Raw genomic sequence first — 15,952 nt, 5'->3', positions numbered from 1 at the left:
ACATTTTGTAAACGCTGACATGTAAGGATAAGAGAAAAGGGATGAGGAAGGAAGCGATACGTATATGAGAGTATTATTGCTGGATTTGGACTCGACCAGACCGGATCATTTAGGGTGCTACGGATACCATCGGAATACGTCGCCCAACATTGACCGGATAGCGGCGGAAGGCGTACGCTTCGACAATTACTATACCTCCGACGCTCCATGTTTTCCATCAAGAACCGCGCTGATGACCGGCAAGTTCGGCATTCATAATGGGGTCGTGGGCCATGGAGGCTCGGCAGCGGACGTGCGGCATGAAGGCATTACGCGGGATTTCCGCGACAAGCTGGCTTCGGTGAGCTTTCCCGCCATTTTCCGCCGTGCCGGCATGAAAACCGCGCTGATCAGTCCGTTCGGAGAGCGCCATTCCGCCTGGACCTTCTATGCGGGCTTCAATGAAATGTATAATACAGGCAAAGGCGGCTTGGAGTCGGCTGAAGAAGTGTCTCCGGTCGTGCTGGACTGGCTGGATCGCAACGCCGATGAAGATAACTGGATGCTCTATGTGAACTTCTGGGATCCGCATACGCCTTATCGTGCACCTCAGTCGCTGGGCAATCCGTTCGAGCATGATCCTCTTCCGGAGTGGTTATCCGAAGACGTGCTTCAGGAGCATCAGAAGAAGGTCGGCCCGCATGGTGTAAACGAAATTAACATGTATAATAGTGATGTATCCCCTGATTACCCGCGCCATCCCGGAGAGATTCGGACGATGGAGGATTTGCGGACGATGGTGGACGGCTATGATTGCGGCATTCGGCATATGGACGAGCATATCGGGGCCATCTTCGAGCTGTTGGAATCCAAGGGCGTTATGGATGACTTGATCGTAATCATAACGGCGGATCATGGCGAGAACATGGGGGAGCTTGGGATATATGGCGAACATGGCACGGCGGATCAGGGAACCTGCCGCATTCCGATGATTATCCGAGGGCCCGGCATCATGCAAGGGATATCGGATCGCAATCTGCACTATCATCTGGATCTACTGCCTACGATGGCGGAATATATGAACGTGGCACCGGCAAGAAGCTGGGATGGGATCAGTTATGCCGAGACCCTGCAAAGCGGACGCGAGAGCGGCAGGGAGTATCTGGTGGTATCCCAATGTGCACACGTCTGCCAGCGAAGCGTGCGGTTTGGAGATTGGCTGTACATTCGTACCTATCATGACGGCTTTCATCTGTTCGACAAAGAAATGCTGTTCCATATCACCGAGGACGTTTATGAACAGCACAACCAGGCGTCTCAAAGACCGGATCTTTGCCGGGAGGCCGTCTACCTGCTGAATGAGTGGCATGATCATATGATGTCGACAATGCCGTTCGACGTGGATCCATTGTGGACGGTCATGAAAGAGGGGGGACCTTACCACGCCAAAGGTCATTTGCCCCGGTATATCGAGCGTTTGAAGAACACGGGCCGGGGAGAAGCGGTTCCGGAGCTGATGCGCCGCCATCCTCGGGAGTTCGTGTAAATCGCAAATAGCAAGGTGAAGAAGGATAACCGCTCTGACAGCGGTTGTCCTGTTCTCCGTATTCATGGATAGGAGGAACAAATAACATGGGAGAACCACATTCCTGCTGCGCAGGCTCCAGAGCGCACCTGCAGTTGGCGGGATCCGGCCAGAAGGCTCTTATTGGCACCATGGGAGACGAAAAGTATGATGAACAGTCTCAACCTGATCTTCATACCGATATGATCATGCTGCCTGGAGGGACGTTTACGATGGGCACGTATTCGAATGAAGGCTTCCCTCGCGACGGCGAAGGTCCGGCTCGCAGCGTAACCGTCTCCGGGTTCGAGATCTCGCCCCATGCCGTAACGAATGGAGAATATCAGCGGTTTGTAGAAGCCACCGATTATGTGACGGAAGCGGAACGGTTCGGCTGGTCGTTTGTATTTGAACTGCTGGCTTCGGAGAAAACGAAGGCAGCAGTAGCCCAGGTGCCGCAAGAGGTGCCTTGGTGGCTGGTGGTCGAAGGGGCTTACTGGGCAGCGCCCGAGGGGGCGGATTCCAGCATCGAAGGCCGGATGGACCATCCGGTCGTACATATATCTTGGAACGATGCCGCGGCTTACTGCCAATGGGCCGGCGTGCGGCTTCCGACGGAAGCGGAATGGGAATATGCGGCTCGCGGCGGTTTGGAGGGCAGGACCTATCCGTGGGGAGATCTGCTGAAACAGGACGGAGAGCATCAATGCAACATATGGCAGGGCAAATTTCCGGTCAAAAATAACGCCAGCGACGGGTACATCGGAACCGCGCCGGTGGATGCCTACAAACCGAACGGTTACGGACTGTACAACATGTCCGGCAACGTATGGGAATGGTGCGGCGATTGGTTCAGCCCGTCGTATCATCAGCAGACCTCGGCGAACAATCCGTTCTATGGGGAGCCTACCGGCAGAAGGTCGATGCGCGGGGGTTCGTACCTGTGCCACAGATCCTACTGCAACCGGTATCGAGTCGCGGCGCGGAGCGGGAATACACCCGACAGCTCGACGGGCAACTGCGGTTTCCGGGTGGTGAGGGATGATGGATCATGATTCAGCAGCTTCTGCGATCGTATTGGCCCGAGTGGTACGGAGATACGGTGAACGGCCCTACGGGCTGGAACAATACGACCCTTTTTATTCATAACCCGTTTCGGCGTTCGGTCATGCGCATTTACAATACGCATCGTGACAAGGCAAGGATCGAATTCGAGTTCGCGGTTTTGGACTCGCTTCAGCGGGTACCCCTTAGCTTTAAGGTCCCAACGCCTGTTCCATCAACGTCTGGCAATAAGATGGTTCGGGTTCAGGGCGGAAGTGATCGATACGCTTGCCTATTCGCATACATTGAAGGAGCGCGACCGGATGAAGAGGGCATTCGAGCGACTTATTCCTTCGGGGAAAAAACGGGAGAACTGGTAAGTGCACTTGCGACTTGTTCGATTGGAATGGAGCCGGTGTATCCGCCCTATTACGAGCTGCTTCAATCGTATCCTTTATGCAGCAGGACGTTCATTCAGGATTTCTGCAAGCGACCGCCCGTCGAGTTCCAGGAACAAGGAAACGCGCTCCAAACCCTTCAAGAAGCGTACACCGAGATATCCGGCAGGCTGGAATCCCTGAAAAATCTGCCGCAGCAGCTGGTCCACGGGGACCTGAACTTTTCGAACCTGCTCGTAGATTCGAAACAATCGGGCAAGGTCATCGCTTTGCTTGACTTCGAGTTTTGCACAAAGGATGTCAGGGCGATGGAGCCCGCGGTCGTCATTTCGGGATTTTTGGGAATGGCGGAGGAGAAGGACGCCATCCGGCAGTTCTGCGAAGGCTTTGCCAGCCGCGTACGGCTGACCGAAGAGGAGATTGCTGCCATACCGGTACTGCTGCGCTTGCGTTTGGTTGACGTTTTCTTGCATTTTTTGAGCCGCTATCGGGAAGGGACCGATGATTCCCATGTGCTGCAGGAGCAGATCGATATGCTGGCAGCCGGATTGAAGCGGCTGGAGCAAAGTCAGGCGTGGATGGAAGACGTGTTAACACAGTATTTGATGTAAACCAAAAACCCCGATCTCTTCAAGAGACCGGGGTTTTTCTTAATGTGGCGAACCGTTATTCAAGAAAATTAAAATGAATTTATTCAACTGTTACTTTTTCAGCAGATTAATATGATCCAGGTCCGTGCTGCTGTTGAAGATAAACTCCAACTTATATGCTCCACGATGGTAAGTCAGCTTGGTTTGCTTCGTTTTTCCGTTCTTGAATGTGGTGGTGGCATCCGGAGCAAACCAATTCTTCTTCAGCATTTTCATGGTGATGCCGCCGATGTTCGTCTGTCGTTCCACATTGGTGCCAAAATAACGCATTTCGCGAATTTTATTCAGCTTGTAGGAGAAGGCGTAGCCCGGATTCCCCATGTTGGCCCCGTATACGTCGAAGGCATCGGCATCCTTTCCGGGCACGGGAGGCTCGCCAATGGCCTTGTACACGTCCTGCTTCGTGCTTTTACCGATCGTTAAGCCGCTGACCGCACCGGGGAATTGTCCCTTCAATGCAGGTTTATAAAAGCTGTTGAGCGTCTTGAGCGCGTGCTCGGCAGCATAATCCTCGGCGCTTGCCGCCGTGGCGGCTTCAGCCTGCTGCAGTGGCAAAACAGCATGATTTGCTCCGAATGCGCTAAGGCCGACGACGCCCGCCATAGTCAAGGTGACGATTGCTTTTTTAGCTGGTTGTTTCAAGTTCATGTTGCATCCTCTCCTTTGTAACAACTACTTACCACATGCGCTGCGCATCAAACAAGTGATTCTAACTTATCTTCCCATGATAGTTGATGCTTAAGGGCAATGGGTTACGATTCTATGAAGATGACATTGCAGATTTGATACCTGGAATAAGACGCCTTGCTTGATTCTAATGGTTTGAACGATGAATCGGGTACGCCAATCGGCCGAACATTGATGAATCCGTCGATGACCTGAGCGTTATTCGGAAAATGGGTTAATAGTACAGAGGTGATATGAATTTTTGGAAAAATCGTGTAATCTATATAGAACCGACTTTTTCAGGAGGAATTATGGAAACCGAATCCTTACTCAAGGTGGAGCAGCTTGCTCTCAAAAAACACAAAATTTTTAAACAAAGCCAGCTGCGCTACATCGCCCGCTCCATGCTCGCCAGCATGTTTATCGGCTTTGGCGTCATTGTCGCTTTTAAGACGGGCAACTTTTTTTATCTGGAGCATTCCCCTCTGACTTATCCGATGGCTGCCCTAACGTTTGGCGCGGCGATTATCCTGATCGCGTACGGGGGAGGGGATTTGTTTACAGGGAATACGTTTTATTACACGTATGCCGCTCTCCGCAAGAAATTAAAGTGGCTGGAAGTAGTCAAGCTGTGGATTTTCAGTTATGCAGGAAACATCCTGGGGGCCTGCACGTTTGCGCTGTTGATTTTCTTAACGGGATTATTCACCGATTCCTCCGTGAACGGATTTCTGCTCAATGTGGTGGAACACAAAATGACCACCCCGACGGTGCAGCTGTTTTTTCGAGCGATTCTGTGCAACTGGCTCGTATGCCTTGCCTTTTTCATCCCCATGTCCCTGAAGGGCGACGGAGCCAAAATGTTTGCCATGATGCTGTTTGTTTTCTGCTTTTTCATCTCCGGGTACGAGCACAGCGTTGCGAACATGTGCACCTTTGCCATTGCGCTCGTGCTGAATCATCCGGGCACGATTTCGTTTGATGGCGTATTGCATAATCTGATTCCGGTAACGTTCGGCAATTTGATCGGCGGCGTTCTATTAATGGGTTTTATGTATTATTTTGTGAACAAGCCTTTTCTGGATGCGAAGGAATCCTCTGGTGAATAAGGTTTGGAAGCGCGCAAGCTTAGCTCCGCTAGCCTTGTAACAATGAATACACCCGCGTATCGTGTGCCGTGCCGTTCTGATAGATATACTGGCGCAGGGTTCCTTCCGCTTCGAATCCGAGCTTGGCCAGCAGTGCATGGGAAGCCTGGTTCTCGATAAAAACGACGGCACCGATGCGGGTTAGGCCAAGCTCCTGAAATCCATATGCCAGGATGGCGGAGGCCGCTTCGCTGGCATATCCTTGCCTCCAGAAGTCGGGATGAAGCTCATATCCGATTTCTGCTCTTCTATGCCGTGGGGACCATGCGTTATATCCGATCGTCCCGATCAGGCCTTGGGCTTCTTTCCTTTCGAGGCCCCATCGAATCCCACGCTGCTCTGCGTAGTTGTTAGCGAACAGCTCAATGAATCGACGAGCTTGCTCGGGGCTGGTCAACGTGTCTTGACCGTAATAGCGGGTCACCTGCTCATGCGAGAAGCAGCTGTAGATCGCTTCGGCATCCTGAAGCCGGATTTCACGCAGCCTTAATCGTTGAGTCTCTAGTTCTGGAAACATGATCTCCCTCCCTGGATAAACAGTATTGGCTAATATGGATTAGATTTCATTATATAAGTTGTATTGATTAAGAGAAGAGGATTGCACGGAATTCGCGTTGTTTCCATAGAAAAATAAAGGGCTGGTCGCAAAGTCAAATGGACGTTGGACCAGCCTTTTACAATTTCATCCCTTCACTTCTGGTACAGGCTCACCCGCGGTTCTTAGCTCTTAACGCAGCGAAATGCGGCTTAAGCTGCCGCTGTCCGCAAACAAACGCTGGATGCTGCGTTCAACTTCCGCGTCCGGTATTAACGGAGGAGCTTGGTGCGGTTTCGTGCGCGCATCGATAATGACCGTGTCGCAGCCCCAATGCTTGTGCTCATAGCGGCTGTTCACGCCGTGAATGTCGTGGGAAGGATTGCTGCGCGTAAAGGTTGCCCAGAGAAAATTGTTGAGCGTTGCGCTCATGAATTCACTGTCATCGCACAGAATGATCATTGGGCAGGAAGGAAGCGAACCTCGTTCCCGGATGGCATTGCTAAGCCTCGACATTTCCTGTGCCACTTCCGAATAACTCGTAAAGGGGGCTCCCTGGATGGCGACAATGCCGGGCATGATCCATTTTGCGGGCGCATACCCGGGAAGATCCGTTAACGCCTCAGGCACCGCTTGGCACAAATCCCTTATTTTATCCCCGACCGCCGCAAATACGACCTTGCTGCCGGTGTTGAGTCCGGTTCCGGAATAATCGAGCGTATCGATCGTGGTATTGGTCTGAAAATGGATGTCCCGTTGCAGATCGATGCGTTCCAATATATAGGTCAAGAAGTCCTCGATGCGATGCGTGCTTAAAGGCTGTTTCTCTTCAGCTGCAATGAATAAATACTTGGCCAAGCTTAATTGGCCCGTGCCCAGTATCCGGTTGGAGATGGTGAGAAGCTCAGCCGGCTGCTTTACTTGTTGATATGGGGTATACCGTTCGCTGCCGATGGCAAAGAGCAGGGGGTGTACCCCGGCAGCATCAACCGCATGGACTTCCTTGACCCCTGGAATTTCTTGCCGGATCGCCCCGCCGGTCAGCTCATGAATCAGCTCCCCGAAGGACGTATCTTCCTGCGGCGGTCTCCCGACGACCGTAAACGGATAGATGGCCTGCTGCTTGGCATAGACTTTGTGAACTCGCATGACGGGAAACGGATGGACCAGGCTGTAATAACCCAGATGATCGCCAAAAGGTCCCTCGGGCTTGGTGTCGCCGGGATGGATCTCCCCCGTAATAACAAAATCCGCATCGTGGCTGATGCAGTAACCATCCACATAGCTGTACCGGAAATGTCGTCCCGACAGCAGTCCCGCAAAGGTAAGCTCGCTCATGCCTTCCGGTAGAGGCATAACCGCTGAAATCGTATGGGCAGGGGGCCCCCCGATAAAACAGCTTACTTTCAGCGGCTGACCCAGCTTATTTGCCTTCGCTTGATGGATGCCGATGCCCCGGTGGATTTGGTAATGGATGCCGACTTCCTTGTTCAGTTCATATTCATTGCCTGTGAGCTGAACCCGGTACATGCCTAGATTGGAATTCATGACGCCCGGCTTCTCCGGGTCTTCGGAATACACTTGGGGTAGCGTGACGAAAGCGCCGCCGTCGTCCTTCCAGTGCTTAATGAGTGGCAGATCGGAAATTTGGATTTCCTGAAATCCGGGTGGCAGGGCACCTGTTTTTTTGATCGGCAGTGCAGATTTAGCTGCCAGTCCCGTCCCGATATATTTAAAAGGATTTTTGAGCGCCTTCATCGGATCGTTGCGCAGCGCGATAACGTCTTGCGTAGATTCGAAGGTTTCCCGAAAAATGAATTTGCTGCGCTCGATCGTGCCGAACAGGTTGGATACCGCACGGAACCTTGAACCTTTTACATTCTCAAACAGGAGTGCCGGGCCGCCTGCCTCATAAACCTTCATATGTATGGCCGCCATTTCCAAATGAGGATCGACCTCTTCATGTATACGAACCAAATGCCCATGCCTCTCCAAATCAATGATGCATTCTTCCAGATTATGATATTTCATTACATAGCTCCAATCCCTTGTAGATAGTGAACTTATTCTACTATTATCGACAATCTCGAAGCGCAGGTCAATGACGCCCGATATAGAATGGGAGAATGGCTTCATCATTAAAAATCGTCTTTCTGATAGAACATGCAATACACGGTCAGGGCGTTGATATATGCTTCATGCCTTAAAGCAAATCCCCGCCTTTGATACAGATTTACATTCTCCTTATTTTCAGTATCGAGCGCGATTCCATCTGAATTGTGATCCGAATTAACCACTTGAAGCAGGTGCCGCAGCATTGCTGTTCCAATTCCCCTGCCTTGGACTTCCGGATTCACTCCGATCATAACGAGATAATGGTGCGGAGAAGAAGGAGCAGCCGATCTTGTAATGCCCATATAGGCATTCAGGAATCTCAATGTTTTGACTGGGAGTTGGAATAACAACGGCAAGAGTCTTCCAATGAGCAAAAAAGCGCCCTTCAAACGCTTAAGCTTGCTTATGCCGGGTTTCTCTACAATGAAGGTGCCGAGCAAGATTTCGTTTTCAAAATAGCCCCATATTTCTTCATGCAGCAGAAAGCTTTTATCAAACATGAAGGAGATAAATGCAGCCGCTCTGCTTCTTGATTTACGATCAAGCTCTGGATCGCCAAATGCATGCAGGAACAATGGATCCCGGGCAAATGCCCGGCTCATTATGGATGAAAATAAGAGTTTATCCGATTGGGCCAGCTTGGATACTCTGCATGAAGTATTCATGCTTTCTCTACAGCTCCCCCATAATGGTCGATAGCAAAGCTGTACAATACTTTCAGCATAAACAGGGTGCCGGCCATTAACATGTAGGGCTGGATGTTGGACAGCAAGAATGTAACCCCTATGCCAATCGACAGAAGCAAGCCTCCTATAAAAGGCTGTGATGACTTCCCGATCAGCGCATTCACGGTCACAGCTCCAGCGATGGTATAAGCCCATATTCCCACCGCATACGCCATGTCGGTATCCAGCAATACGGCTACCAGGAGAATATGAACGTGAATGGCGATGAACACGATCCGCTGTTTTTTACGGGCTGCATAGAAATTACTGGTCGAGCGAGTGAAGTTGGCGATACAGCCGCAGAAAATATCGAAAATAAACAATAAAGCAAGGATACCGCGCCATAAAGGCAAAGAATGCAGGATATCCGGAAAAACAAGGCTTGCTGCTGTGGTCAGACATCCGCCGAACGCCAAGATGACGAGAATCGTGCCAACGGATTGCTGCTCACCGAATACCTCATGCAGAATCGAAGGAATCCTCATTACTTTCATCACATACCGCCCTCATTTCGTCGTAATTTAGTTTAAAATTATGTAGTGAATAAATCATTTTACTACAAAAAGATTATAACTTCGAATAGGTGGTTGTCAATTGATTTATAGTGAAAACATTGAAATACTCTAAAACTTGATATATACTTCACTTGAGGTGAAGAACGCATGAACGGGTATGAGCGCAGAAAGCATAAAAAAATGGAACAGGTCTTCGATGCTGCTTTCCAGCTGTTTTCAAGGCACGGTTACCAAAAGGTTAGCGTTAACGAAATCGCCCAACAGGCAGGCGTGTCACCTGCGACGATATATAACTATTTTGGAACCAAAGATCAGCTCTATCTGGAAATGATCATGTATTGGACGGACAAGCAGTTGGAGGTGTATGAGCGCATTCTGGATTCCGCGCGCTCTTTTGCCGAGAAGGCCCGAGAAATCATGCTGTTGGAGGCTAAGAATCTGACCTTTTTGTCGGAAGAGTTCCGGAATTTCCAAACCTCCGAGGAACGTGGCATTAGTCAGACCATCCAACGGTACAGTGAAGAGAAGGTGAAAGATTTTTTCATGAAGTTTGTCGCGCTGGGGAAACAAGAAGGTTATATTCATAAGGACCAAACCGAAGAGGTTGCGATGCAGTACTTCTCGATGTTCATGAATGAGCTAGGGCGACGCTGGGATTCGGGGAACCGGGAATATGTCAACGGGAGCATGGAGACCTTAATGGAGCTTTTCTTTTACGGTTTAGCCGGGCAAAAACATGAAGGCAGTTGATACGGTTTTAACCATAATCAGCTGTTACGGGAGTGCTCTAAACGGGGGATGTCTTGAATGGTGTAATGGTAGAGGAATGAAAATTCGCTTAAGCGGTTGAATAACTCTGAGAAGGAATTTATTCGGCGCTGGATCGATTACTAGAAAGGACTGTACATGAACGAATTATTAACGAAAGCGCAAATCGTTGATCTGGTGACAAGACTGTATAATGGGGAAGGCAGCGAGGAAGAGGCAGGGGAATGGATAAATCTGCTGCAAAGGAATGTGCCTCACCCTGACATCAGCAATCTGATTTTTTGGCCGGAAGAAGATCTTACACCTGAGGAAATCGTTGAAAAGGCATTGAATTATAAGCCAATAGTACTGTGAGCGATATAGAAACTGGAGATAAAGACAGACCACCACCAAAGTATTTGATATACCTCCGTTATATCCAACATGAAGGTAAAGAAATATGGCGTTAAATTGTAGGAAGCACAATTTACGGGGTGATCGCGACGCGATTGAGAATTTCCTGCTGGTCGGCACCTATGGCGGAATGCTGCACCGGATGAACCTGGCAAGCGGCATCCGAGATGAATACAGTATAGGCACAGCCCCAATTTGCGAAACAGGACGCTGGATATTCTGGAAGTACCGAGATCCCTTGCATTGGTAAAACCATAAACCATCCAGCTTTGTTTGTGCGGACCCTGAGGGGGAATAGATGTCCATTATGCTTACAAAACTAGAACTAATCGATCGAATCCTTCATCTGATTCAGAAGACCTCCATATATGATCCTGAATACGAGAGAGTGGCCACGCTGCCGTTTGAAGAGGGATATATCGGTGATTTGAGTCCGGTTGTTCGGGTCGGAGAGCAGGATTGCGAGCTCGCTATGTATGAAAGAGGCGTGCAAATGCTCAGCAAGAGGACCAAGGATCCCGATGAAGTGGTCTTCTGGATCCTGGAGGATACCATTCATACCATTGCCCATCTCAAGCTTCTGGAAAAATACAAGGTGGATAATGTAACCACCCATTTGAAGTATACCAAGGATGAGATCCAAGAAATGAAGGACATGATCAATGAATCCTTTCTTCAGATCGGCGGACAATATGAGCAGTGGCATAAGGCGGGCAAGCGGAACGAGCTTGAGTCGCCTGATCCGGGCAGAAACGCAGGTAAAGACTAAGCGAAGCTAATCATCATGGCGTTCGTATAACTCGAATAATGAATAGGAGAGGGGTGCCAATTTGGTTGAAGTGCTTTTCTTGGACGGATACTTCATGCGGTGTACGAACGGATCTTCATGTTGGTAATCCAAAAAGCAGCCCCTCGCACAATGGCGAAGGGCTGCTTTATTAGATTCATAGCCTTATTGCTGAACAATGGCGATAATTTCATCTTCCAGCTCAAGTCTTACCTGCTCGCTGTATGCGCGGATATTATACTCGGAGTGAAGGTAGCGGAGAATGGCCTCGATGAGGTTGGCCTCAATCAAATACTGAGTTCTTCCGTTGACCCAAACTTCGGCCGTATATCCCGTATCTTCGTCCCAGCTAAGCTCAAGCGATACGTCCGTTGGTTTGACGCCTCTGCGTTCCGCTTGGTGAAGGCAGACCGCATTGACGATTTCGTCCATGCTTAGAACCATGGATTAGTACCGGTTATTGTGATTGTTGTTGTCGCGAGGCTCGTTTTGTTTACGACGATTCTTCACGGCACGTACAACAGCCATAACGATCATAATCAAAGCCCAGATGGCGATCAGGTTAATGAGCAGTCCCATGATTTCGCCCATGAAGCCCATGCCGGCGAACATGCTGCCGAAGAGCAATCCGGCGAGACCACCGATCATAAGTCCTTTCATCAAGCTGCCGCCGCTAAAAAATCCTGGTTTTTTCGTGTTAGCGGCTGCCCCTGTATTGGAACGGTTGTTTGTTTGTTGAACATTATTGGTATCATTCTTTTTCGGAGTGCTGTTGTATGACTTGGTTCCGGATTTAAAACCGCCGCCGCCTCGTCTTGCGTCTACGGAATCAGGTGTCAGCGCTACAAAAAACAGTGTAATCGCTACTAGAATCGTCAATACTTTTTTCATCGTGTTCTGTCGAACCTCCCAGTTAAATTAGAGTATAAAGAGTAATACGGACGAGTCACGATAAGGTTTCAAAATTTGTGCGACCATGGTTTGAGGCTGTAGCGCGCTGCTGCTGTCTCAGTAATTCCAGTACCCAATCGCACCATTTCAGCTCGGTTTCAGCCATCATCAGTCCTTTGGTAGCGAGCACATAATTGCTGAATGCCTTGCTTCCGATCTCGCGGGAGTCCTCCGGAATTCCCGCTAGAATCTGCTCATAGTAGCGCTTTTTCTCCAGATACCCGATTCTGCGGTCCTCGAAAATATCGACGGCGATGCCGATCTCCGTCAACCACAGGCAAAAGGTTCGAAGAGAAAGCTCATCCTTGGTGACTGCAGGCGCAATCGGTTGGTACATCCATTCACGCAGCTTCTGCATGCCTTTTTCTGTAATCGCATAAATTTTTTTGTCCGGTTTATCGCTTTGCTGAACCCAGTGGGAAGACAACAGCTGTTTCTCCTCCATGCTGGACAGCAGCGGATAGATTTGACTGTGTTTGGCTTGCCAAAAAGGCTGTATGCGAAGCATCAAATCGTATCCTGATGATTCTCTTCTTGCTAGTAATCCTAACAAGCCGTATGACAACGTATTCATGGACATAACTCCCTTTGAAACGCATATCGTGGACGCCAAGACAGGAATGATAATCCGCCTATCGGTCCGGTTGATAAAAAGTGTACACTGAAACTGTATGGTTTGACAACTGGGGGAGGGGGCTTTCTCTCTGCTTTTGGCAAAATTGTGACTAAAAAAGCACAAACGCGTGCGCGTTTGTGCTTCCATTTGACTTTGGTTGATTTATTCGTTCTCGTATCCTTCCACGACGAGATCAAGCGCACCGGTGTTGGGGTCGATGACCATGCCATGGACGGGTACGTTTGGAGGAAGGAGCGGGTGGTTTTTAATCAGGCTGACCGTATTTTTTACGCCGTCCGTAATGTTATCGAAACCGCGAAGCCATTTGGATAACCGGATGCCGGAGTTTTCCAGCGTGGACAGCACTTCATCGGAAATGCCGCGGTCTCTCATATGCTGGATCATATCCTCTGCGTTCAGGGATGCCATGCCGCATTCGTAGTGGCCCACAACGATGACTTCTTCCGCGTGAAGCTCGTATAGCGCAACCATGACGCTCCGCATCACGCTCCCGAAAGGCTGGGAAATGATTGCGCCGGCGTTTTTGATGATTTTGACATCGCCATTCTTGAAATTCATCGCTTTCGGCAGAAGTTCGACCAAGCGCGTGTCCATACAGGTGATGATCACGAGTTTCTTCTCAGGAAAACGCCCTGTCAGATAGGATTCGTATTCTTTATTCTCTACAAAGCTGCGATTGTGTTCCAGTATGCTGTTAAGGTGTTTTTCCATCGATTTTTTCTCTCCTTTTGTATCTATTATTCATTTAGAATGCTGCTGCTTAGGCTCTGGTATCCACTACCTGGATATTGGTGCCATAATGCTGTCCGCTGCTGTCCAGACGGAAGGCGTAGGCGGCCGGATCGGCATCGAGTTTCATCTTCTCTTCAAAAAAAACAGCTTGCTTGCGGTTCACGATAAACGTTACCGGGCTGTCCGTTTCGACAGCAAGATCATCCGGCGCCGGCTCATCTACAATACGCAGGCCTGGGACGCCGTTGACGGCACATCCGCATCCCTCCGTGTCATAGATCAGCCTGATTGCGCCCGGCTTGTCCCCGAGTTTGTCCTTCAGCTTCAGCTCGGCTTGCGGGGTGAGTTGAATATTCACGGCATCCTGACACTCCTTTATATGTAGATTGTTATTTATTCTTTCTGGAAGTTGATTATATACCTTGTAAAAAGTATCATCAATAGAGTAAACAAGAATCCTATCATAAAAAAAAGAAGGTGTGCCGGTATGGCAGTACAACATTTCCAGCAATGGGAACAATTTGAACAATTGGTTCGCAAAATCATGAGTTACTACGAAGCTATTGGCCTACTTCATTGGGATTTACGGACAGGCGCTCCGCGCAAAGGAACCGAGATCCGCTCGGAAACGATCGGGGTTCTCTCCACAGAAGCATTTAAACTGCAAATATCGGAAGAGATGGGAGAGCTGTTGTCTTTCTTTGCCAAGCCGGAACAGGCTGAACAGCTGGATGATCGCAAACGCCGCATGATTGAAGAGGTGCGCAAGGTATACGACCAGAGCAAGTCCATCCCGCCTGAGCGCTTCCAGGAATATTCCATTCTCGCCGCCCAATCGGAGACGAAGTGGGAGGAAGCGAAAAAGAACAGCGATTTTGAAGGCTTCGAACCTTACTTAACGAAGATCGTTGCGTTCAAGCAAGAGTTTATTGATTATTGGGGCGTGAAAAACACCAGATACGATACGCTCCTTGATATGTATGAGCCGGATTTAACGGTGGATAAGGTGGATGCCATCTTTGACCGTCTGAAGGCGCGCCTGGTTCCGCTGGTACATGCGATCCAGGAATCGCCCTTCAAGCCGAAAGCAGACTTCTTGAAGCAGCTGTTTGCGAAAGAACAGCAGGAGAAATTCAGCTTGTTCCTGCTGGAGCAGATGGGCTACGACTTTGAAGCGGGACGCTTGGACGAGAGCGTGCATCCTTTTGCCACGGGCTTGAACCCGGGAGACGTGCGCATTACGACCATGTACCTTCCGGACGATGTGCTTAGTGCGGTATTCAGCTCCCTGCACGAGGGAGGCCATGCCCTTTACGAGCAGAATATCGATAAGGAGCTCGCGGGGACACCGCTCTCCGGCGGTACCTCCATGGGCATCCATGAATCCCAATCCCGTCTGTGGGAAAACATGATCGGCCGCAGCCGTCCGTTCTGGCGCCGCTATTTCGCGGATTTGCAGCAGCACTTCCCGGAACAGTTGAAGGACGTGGACGTAGAGGACTTCTACCTGGCCGCGAACAAGGTGGAGAACTCCCTGATTCGCATCGAAGCGGATGAGCTTACTTATAACCTGCACATCATCATTCGTTATGAGATCGAGAAGAAACTCTTTAACGAAGGTTTGGCGGTGAAGGATCTTCCGGAGACCTGGAACGCGAAGTATAAAGAATACCTCGGCATTATGCCGCCGAACGATGGGATGGGCGTGCTTCAGGACGTTCACTGGTCCGGCGGGGACTTCGGGTATTTCGCCTCGTACTCCCTTGGGAACATGTATGCGGCCCAGATGCTGCACACCATGCGCAAAGAGCTGCCGAATCTGGACCAACTCATCGAAGCCGGGAACCTGGCTCCGATCAAGGAGTGGCTGACGGACAAGGTATACAAATACGGAAAGAGCGAGAAGCCGTCCGAGATCATCGAACGCGTCACCGGCGAAGAACTGAATCCGGATTACCTGGCCGATTATCTCGAAGAAAAATATAAAGAGATCTACAAACTGTAATGATCACGAGAAGCGCAGCCCGAGAGGCTGCGCTTCTTTTATTTGGAAGAGTTTTGAATCCGGTCCCTTTTTTATTCGTTCCCTGCATAAGTAGAGCCAATCCAAATTTGCCGGCATGCTCTAACTAGGCGTTTAACCTTTGGGCAGGCGCTTGCATATGCTGAAAAGAAACATTGGGTCTATGGGAATGGAGGGTTATCGAATGAAGCGTCAAAAATGGTGGGGGCTGGCTTTATCCTTGCTCCTTGTCTGCGGAGTTGCGCTTGCCGGGTGCGGGGGCGGCGGATCGGCCACGAAGGTCAAGATCGGCGAAGTGACGCGTTCGATCTTCTATGCGCCG

Annotated in this window: 18 protein-coding genes; 8 read left to right on the top strand and 10 right to left on the bottom strand. The window is 50.0% G+C overall.

The window, feature by feature from the left end:
- Nucleotides 1-64 precede the first annotated feature (64 nt).
- From HMPREF9412_RS10030 to HMPREF9412_RS10020, 3 genes are all read left to right on the top strand, one after another.
- A complete protein-coding gene (locus HMPREF9412_RS10030; protein WP_009591344.1) occupies nucleotides 65-1,525 on the top strand; it encodes a sulfatase family protein in 1,461 nt (486 codons plus the stop codon).
- An 86-nt stretch (nucleotides 1,526-1,611) separates the two neighbouring features.
- A complete protein-coding gene (locus HMPREF9412_RS10025; protein WP_036671843.1) occupies nucleotides 1,612-2,598 on the top strand; it encodes a formylglycine-generating enzyme family protein in 987 nt (328 codons plus the stop codon).
- A complete protein-coding gene (locus tag HMPREF9412_RS10020; protein ID WP_009591348.1) occupies nucleotides 2,595-3,596 on the top strand; it encodes a phosphotransferase enzyme family protein in 1,002 nt (333 codons plus the stop codon). The genes HMPREF9412_RS10025 and HMPREF9412_RS10020 overlap by 4 nt, the downstream gene beginning before the upstream one ends.
- A 90-nt stretch (nucleotides 3,597-3,686) precedes the next feature.
- Here HMPREF9412_RS10020 and HMPREF9412_RS10015 read toward each other — a convergent pair whose 3' ends face one another.
- Complete coding sequence (locus HMPREF9412_RS10015; protein ID WP_009591384.1) at nucleotides 3,687-4,283, bottom strand: YjgB family protein; 597 nt, start codon at nucleotides 4,281-4,283, stop codon at nucleotides 3,687-3,689.
- 329 nt (nucleotides 4,284-4,612) lie between these two features.
- Here HMPREF9412_RS10015 and HMPREF9412_RS10010 point away from each other — a divergent pair, with 329 nt between their 5' ends.
- Nucleotides 4,613-5,410 (top strand): formate/nitrite transporter family protein, encoded by a 798-nt coding sequence (locus HMPREF9412_RS10010; protein WP_009591400.1) that lies wholly within the window; start codon nucleotides 4,613-4,615, stop codon nucleotides 5,408-5,410.
- Between the two features lie 28 nt (nucleotides 5,411-5,438).
- Here the strand turns inward: HMPREF9412_RS10010 and HMPREF9412_RS10005 are convergent, their stop codons facing one another.
- From HMPREF9412_RS10005 to HMPREF9412_RS09990, 4 genes are all read right to left on the bottom strand, one after another.
- Nucleotides 5,439-5,966 (bottom strand): GNAT family N-acetyltransferase, encoded by a 528-nt coding sequence (locus HMPREF9412_RS10005; RefSeq protein ID WP_009591390.1) that lies wholly within the window; start codon nucleotides 5,964-5,966, stop codon nucleotides 5,439-5,441.
- Between the two features lie 210 nt (nucleotides 5,967-6,176).
- Nucleotides 6,177-8,015 carry a UbiD family decarboxylase gene (locus HMPREF9412_RS10000; RefSeq protein ID WP_009591398.1) on the bottom strand — a complete coding sequence of 613 codons (1,839 nt, stop codon included), beginning with the start codon at nucleotides 8,013-8,015 and terminating at the stop codon, nucleotides 6,177-6,179.
- Nucleotides 8,016-8,122: 107 nt separating this feature from the next.
- Nucleotides 8,123-8,764: a GNAT family N-acetyltransferase gene (locus HMPREF9412_RS09995; protein WP_009591374.1), complete on the bottom strand. Its 642-nt coding sequence runs from the start codon at nucleotides 8,762-8,764 to the stop codon at nucleotides 8,123-8,125.
- Nucleotides 8,761-9,318 carry a hypothetical protein gene (locus HMPREF9412_RS09990; RefSeq protein WP_009591354.1) on the bottom strand — a complete coding sequence of 186 codons (558 nt, stop codon included), beginning with the start codon at nucleotides 9,316-9,318 and terminating at the stop codon, nucleotides 8,761-8,763. The genes HMPREF9412_RS09995 and HMPREF9412_RS09990 overlap by 4 nt, the downstream gene beginning before the upstream one ends.
- A gap of 168 nt (nucleotides 9,319-9,486) precedes the next feature.
- Here HMPREF9412_RS09990 and HMPREF9412_RS09985 point away from each other — a divergent pair, with 168 nt between their 5' ends.
- From HMPREF9412_RS09985 to HMPREF9412_RS09970, 3 genes are all read left to right on the top strand, one after another.
- Nucleotides 9,487-10,089, top strand: coding sequence for a TetR/AcrR family transcriptional regulator (locus tag HMPREF9412_RS09985; protein ID WP_009591362.1), 603 nt, complete (start codon nucleotides 9,487-9,489; stop codon nucleotides 10,087-10,089).
- A gap of 156 nt (nucleotides 10,090-10,245) precedes the next feature.
- Nucleotides 10,246-10,461 (top strand): bacteriocin immunity protein, encoded by a 216-nt coding sequence (locus HMPREF9412_RS09980; protein WP_009591395.1) that lies wholly within the window; start codon nucleotides 10,246-10,248, stop codon nucleotides 10,459-10,461.
- Between the two features lie 337 nt (nucleotides 10,462-10,798).
- Complete coding sequence (locus HMPREF9412_RS09970) at nucleotides 10,799-11,269, top strand: immunity 63 family protein (protein WP_009591360.1); 471 nt, start codon at nucleotides 10,799-10,801, stop codon at nucleotides 11,267-11,269.
- Between the two features lie 183 nt (nucleotides 11,270-11,452).
- Here HMPREF9412_RS09970 and HMPREF9412_RS09965 read toward each other — a convergent pair whose 3' ends face one another.
- The 5 genes from HMPREF9412_RS09965 to HMPREF9412_RS09945 form a co-directional block, all read right to left on the bottom strand.
- Nucleotides 11,453-11,731: a YxcD family protein gene (locus HMPREF9412_RS09965; RefSeq protein ID WP_009591356.1), complete on the bottom strand. Its 279-nt coding sequence runs from the start codon at nucleotides 11,729-11,731 to the stop codon at nucleotides 11,453-11,455.
- Between the two features lie 3 nt (nucleotides 11,732-11,734).
- Entirely contained in the window at nucleotides 11,735-12,178 is a 444-nt protein-coding gene (locus HMPREF9412_RS09960) for a membrane protein (protein WP_009591349.1), read from the bottom strand.
- Between the two features lie 55 nt (nucleotides 12,179-12,233).
- Nucleotides 12,234-12,812, bottom strand: a complete 579-nt coding sequence (locus tag HMPREF9412_RS09955; protein ID WP_009591345.1) for a PadR family transcriptional regulator — start codon at nucleotides 12,810-12,812, stop codon at nucleotides 12,234-12,236.
- A gap of 204 nt (nucleotides 12,813-13,016) precedes the next feature.
- The gene (locus HMPREF9412_RS09950; RefSeq protein WP_009591389.1) at nucleotides 13,017-13,586 is read right to left on the bottom strand and encodes a beta-class carbonic anhydrase; all 570 of its coding nucleotides are present in this window, start codon (nucleotides 13,584-13,586) and stop codon (nucleotides 13,017-13,019) included.
- A 49-nt stretch (nucleotides 13,587-13,635) separates the two neighbouring features.
- Entirely contained in the window at nucleotides 13,636-13,965 is a 330-nt protein-coding gene (locus HMPREF9412_RS09945; RefSeq protein ID WP_009591367.1) for an iron-sulfur cluster biosynthesis family protein, read from the bottom strand.
- Nucleotides 13,966-14,094: 129 nt separating this feature from the next.
- Between HMPREF9412_RS09945 and HMPREF9412_RS09940 the strand changes: the two genes are divergently transcribed.
- Complete coding sequence (locus HMPREF9412_RS09940; protein WP_009591373.1) at nucleotides 14,095-15,612, top strand: carboxypeptidase M32; 1,518 nt, start codon at nucleotides 14,095-14,097, stop codon at nucleotides 15,610-15,612.
- Nucleotides 15,613-15,952 lie beyond the last annotated feature (340 nt).

This window comes from Paenibacillus sp. HGF5 (genome assembly GCF_000204455.1).
GTDB lineage: Bacteria > Bacillota > Bacilli > Paenibacillales > Paenibacillaceae > Paenibacillus_AQ > Paenibacillus_AQ lautus_A.
The sequence above is the reverse complement of the archived record's forward strand: the minus strand, read 5'-3'. Positions and strand labels throughout refer to the sequence as shown.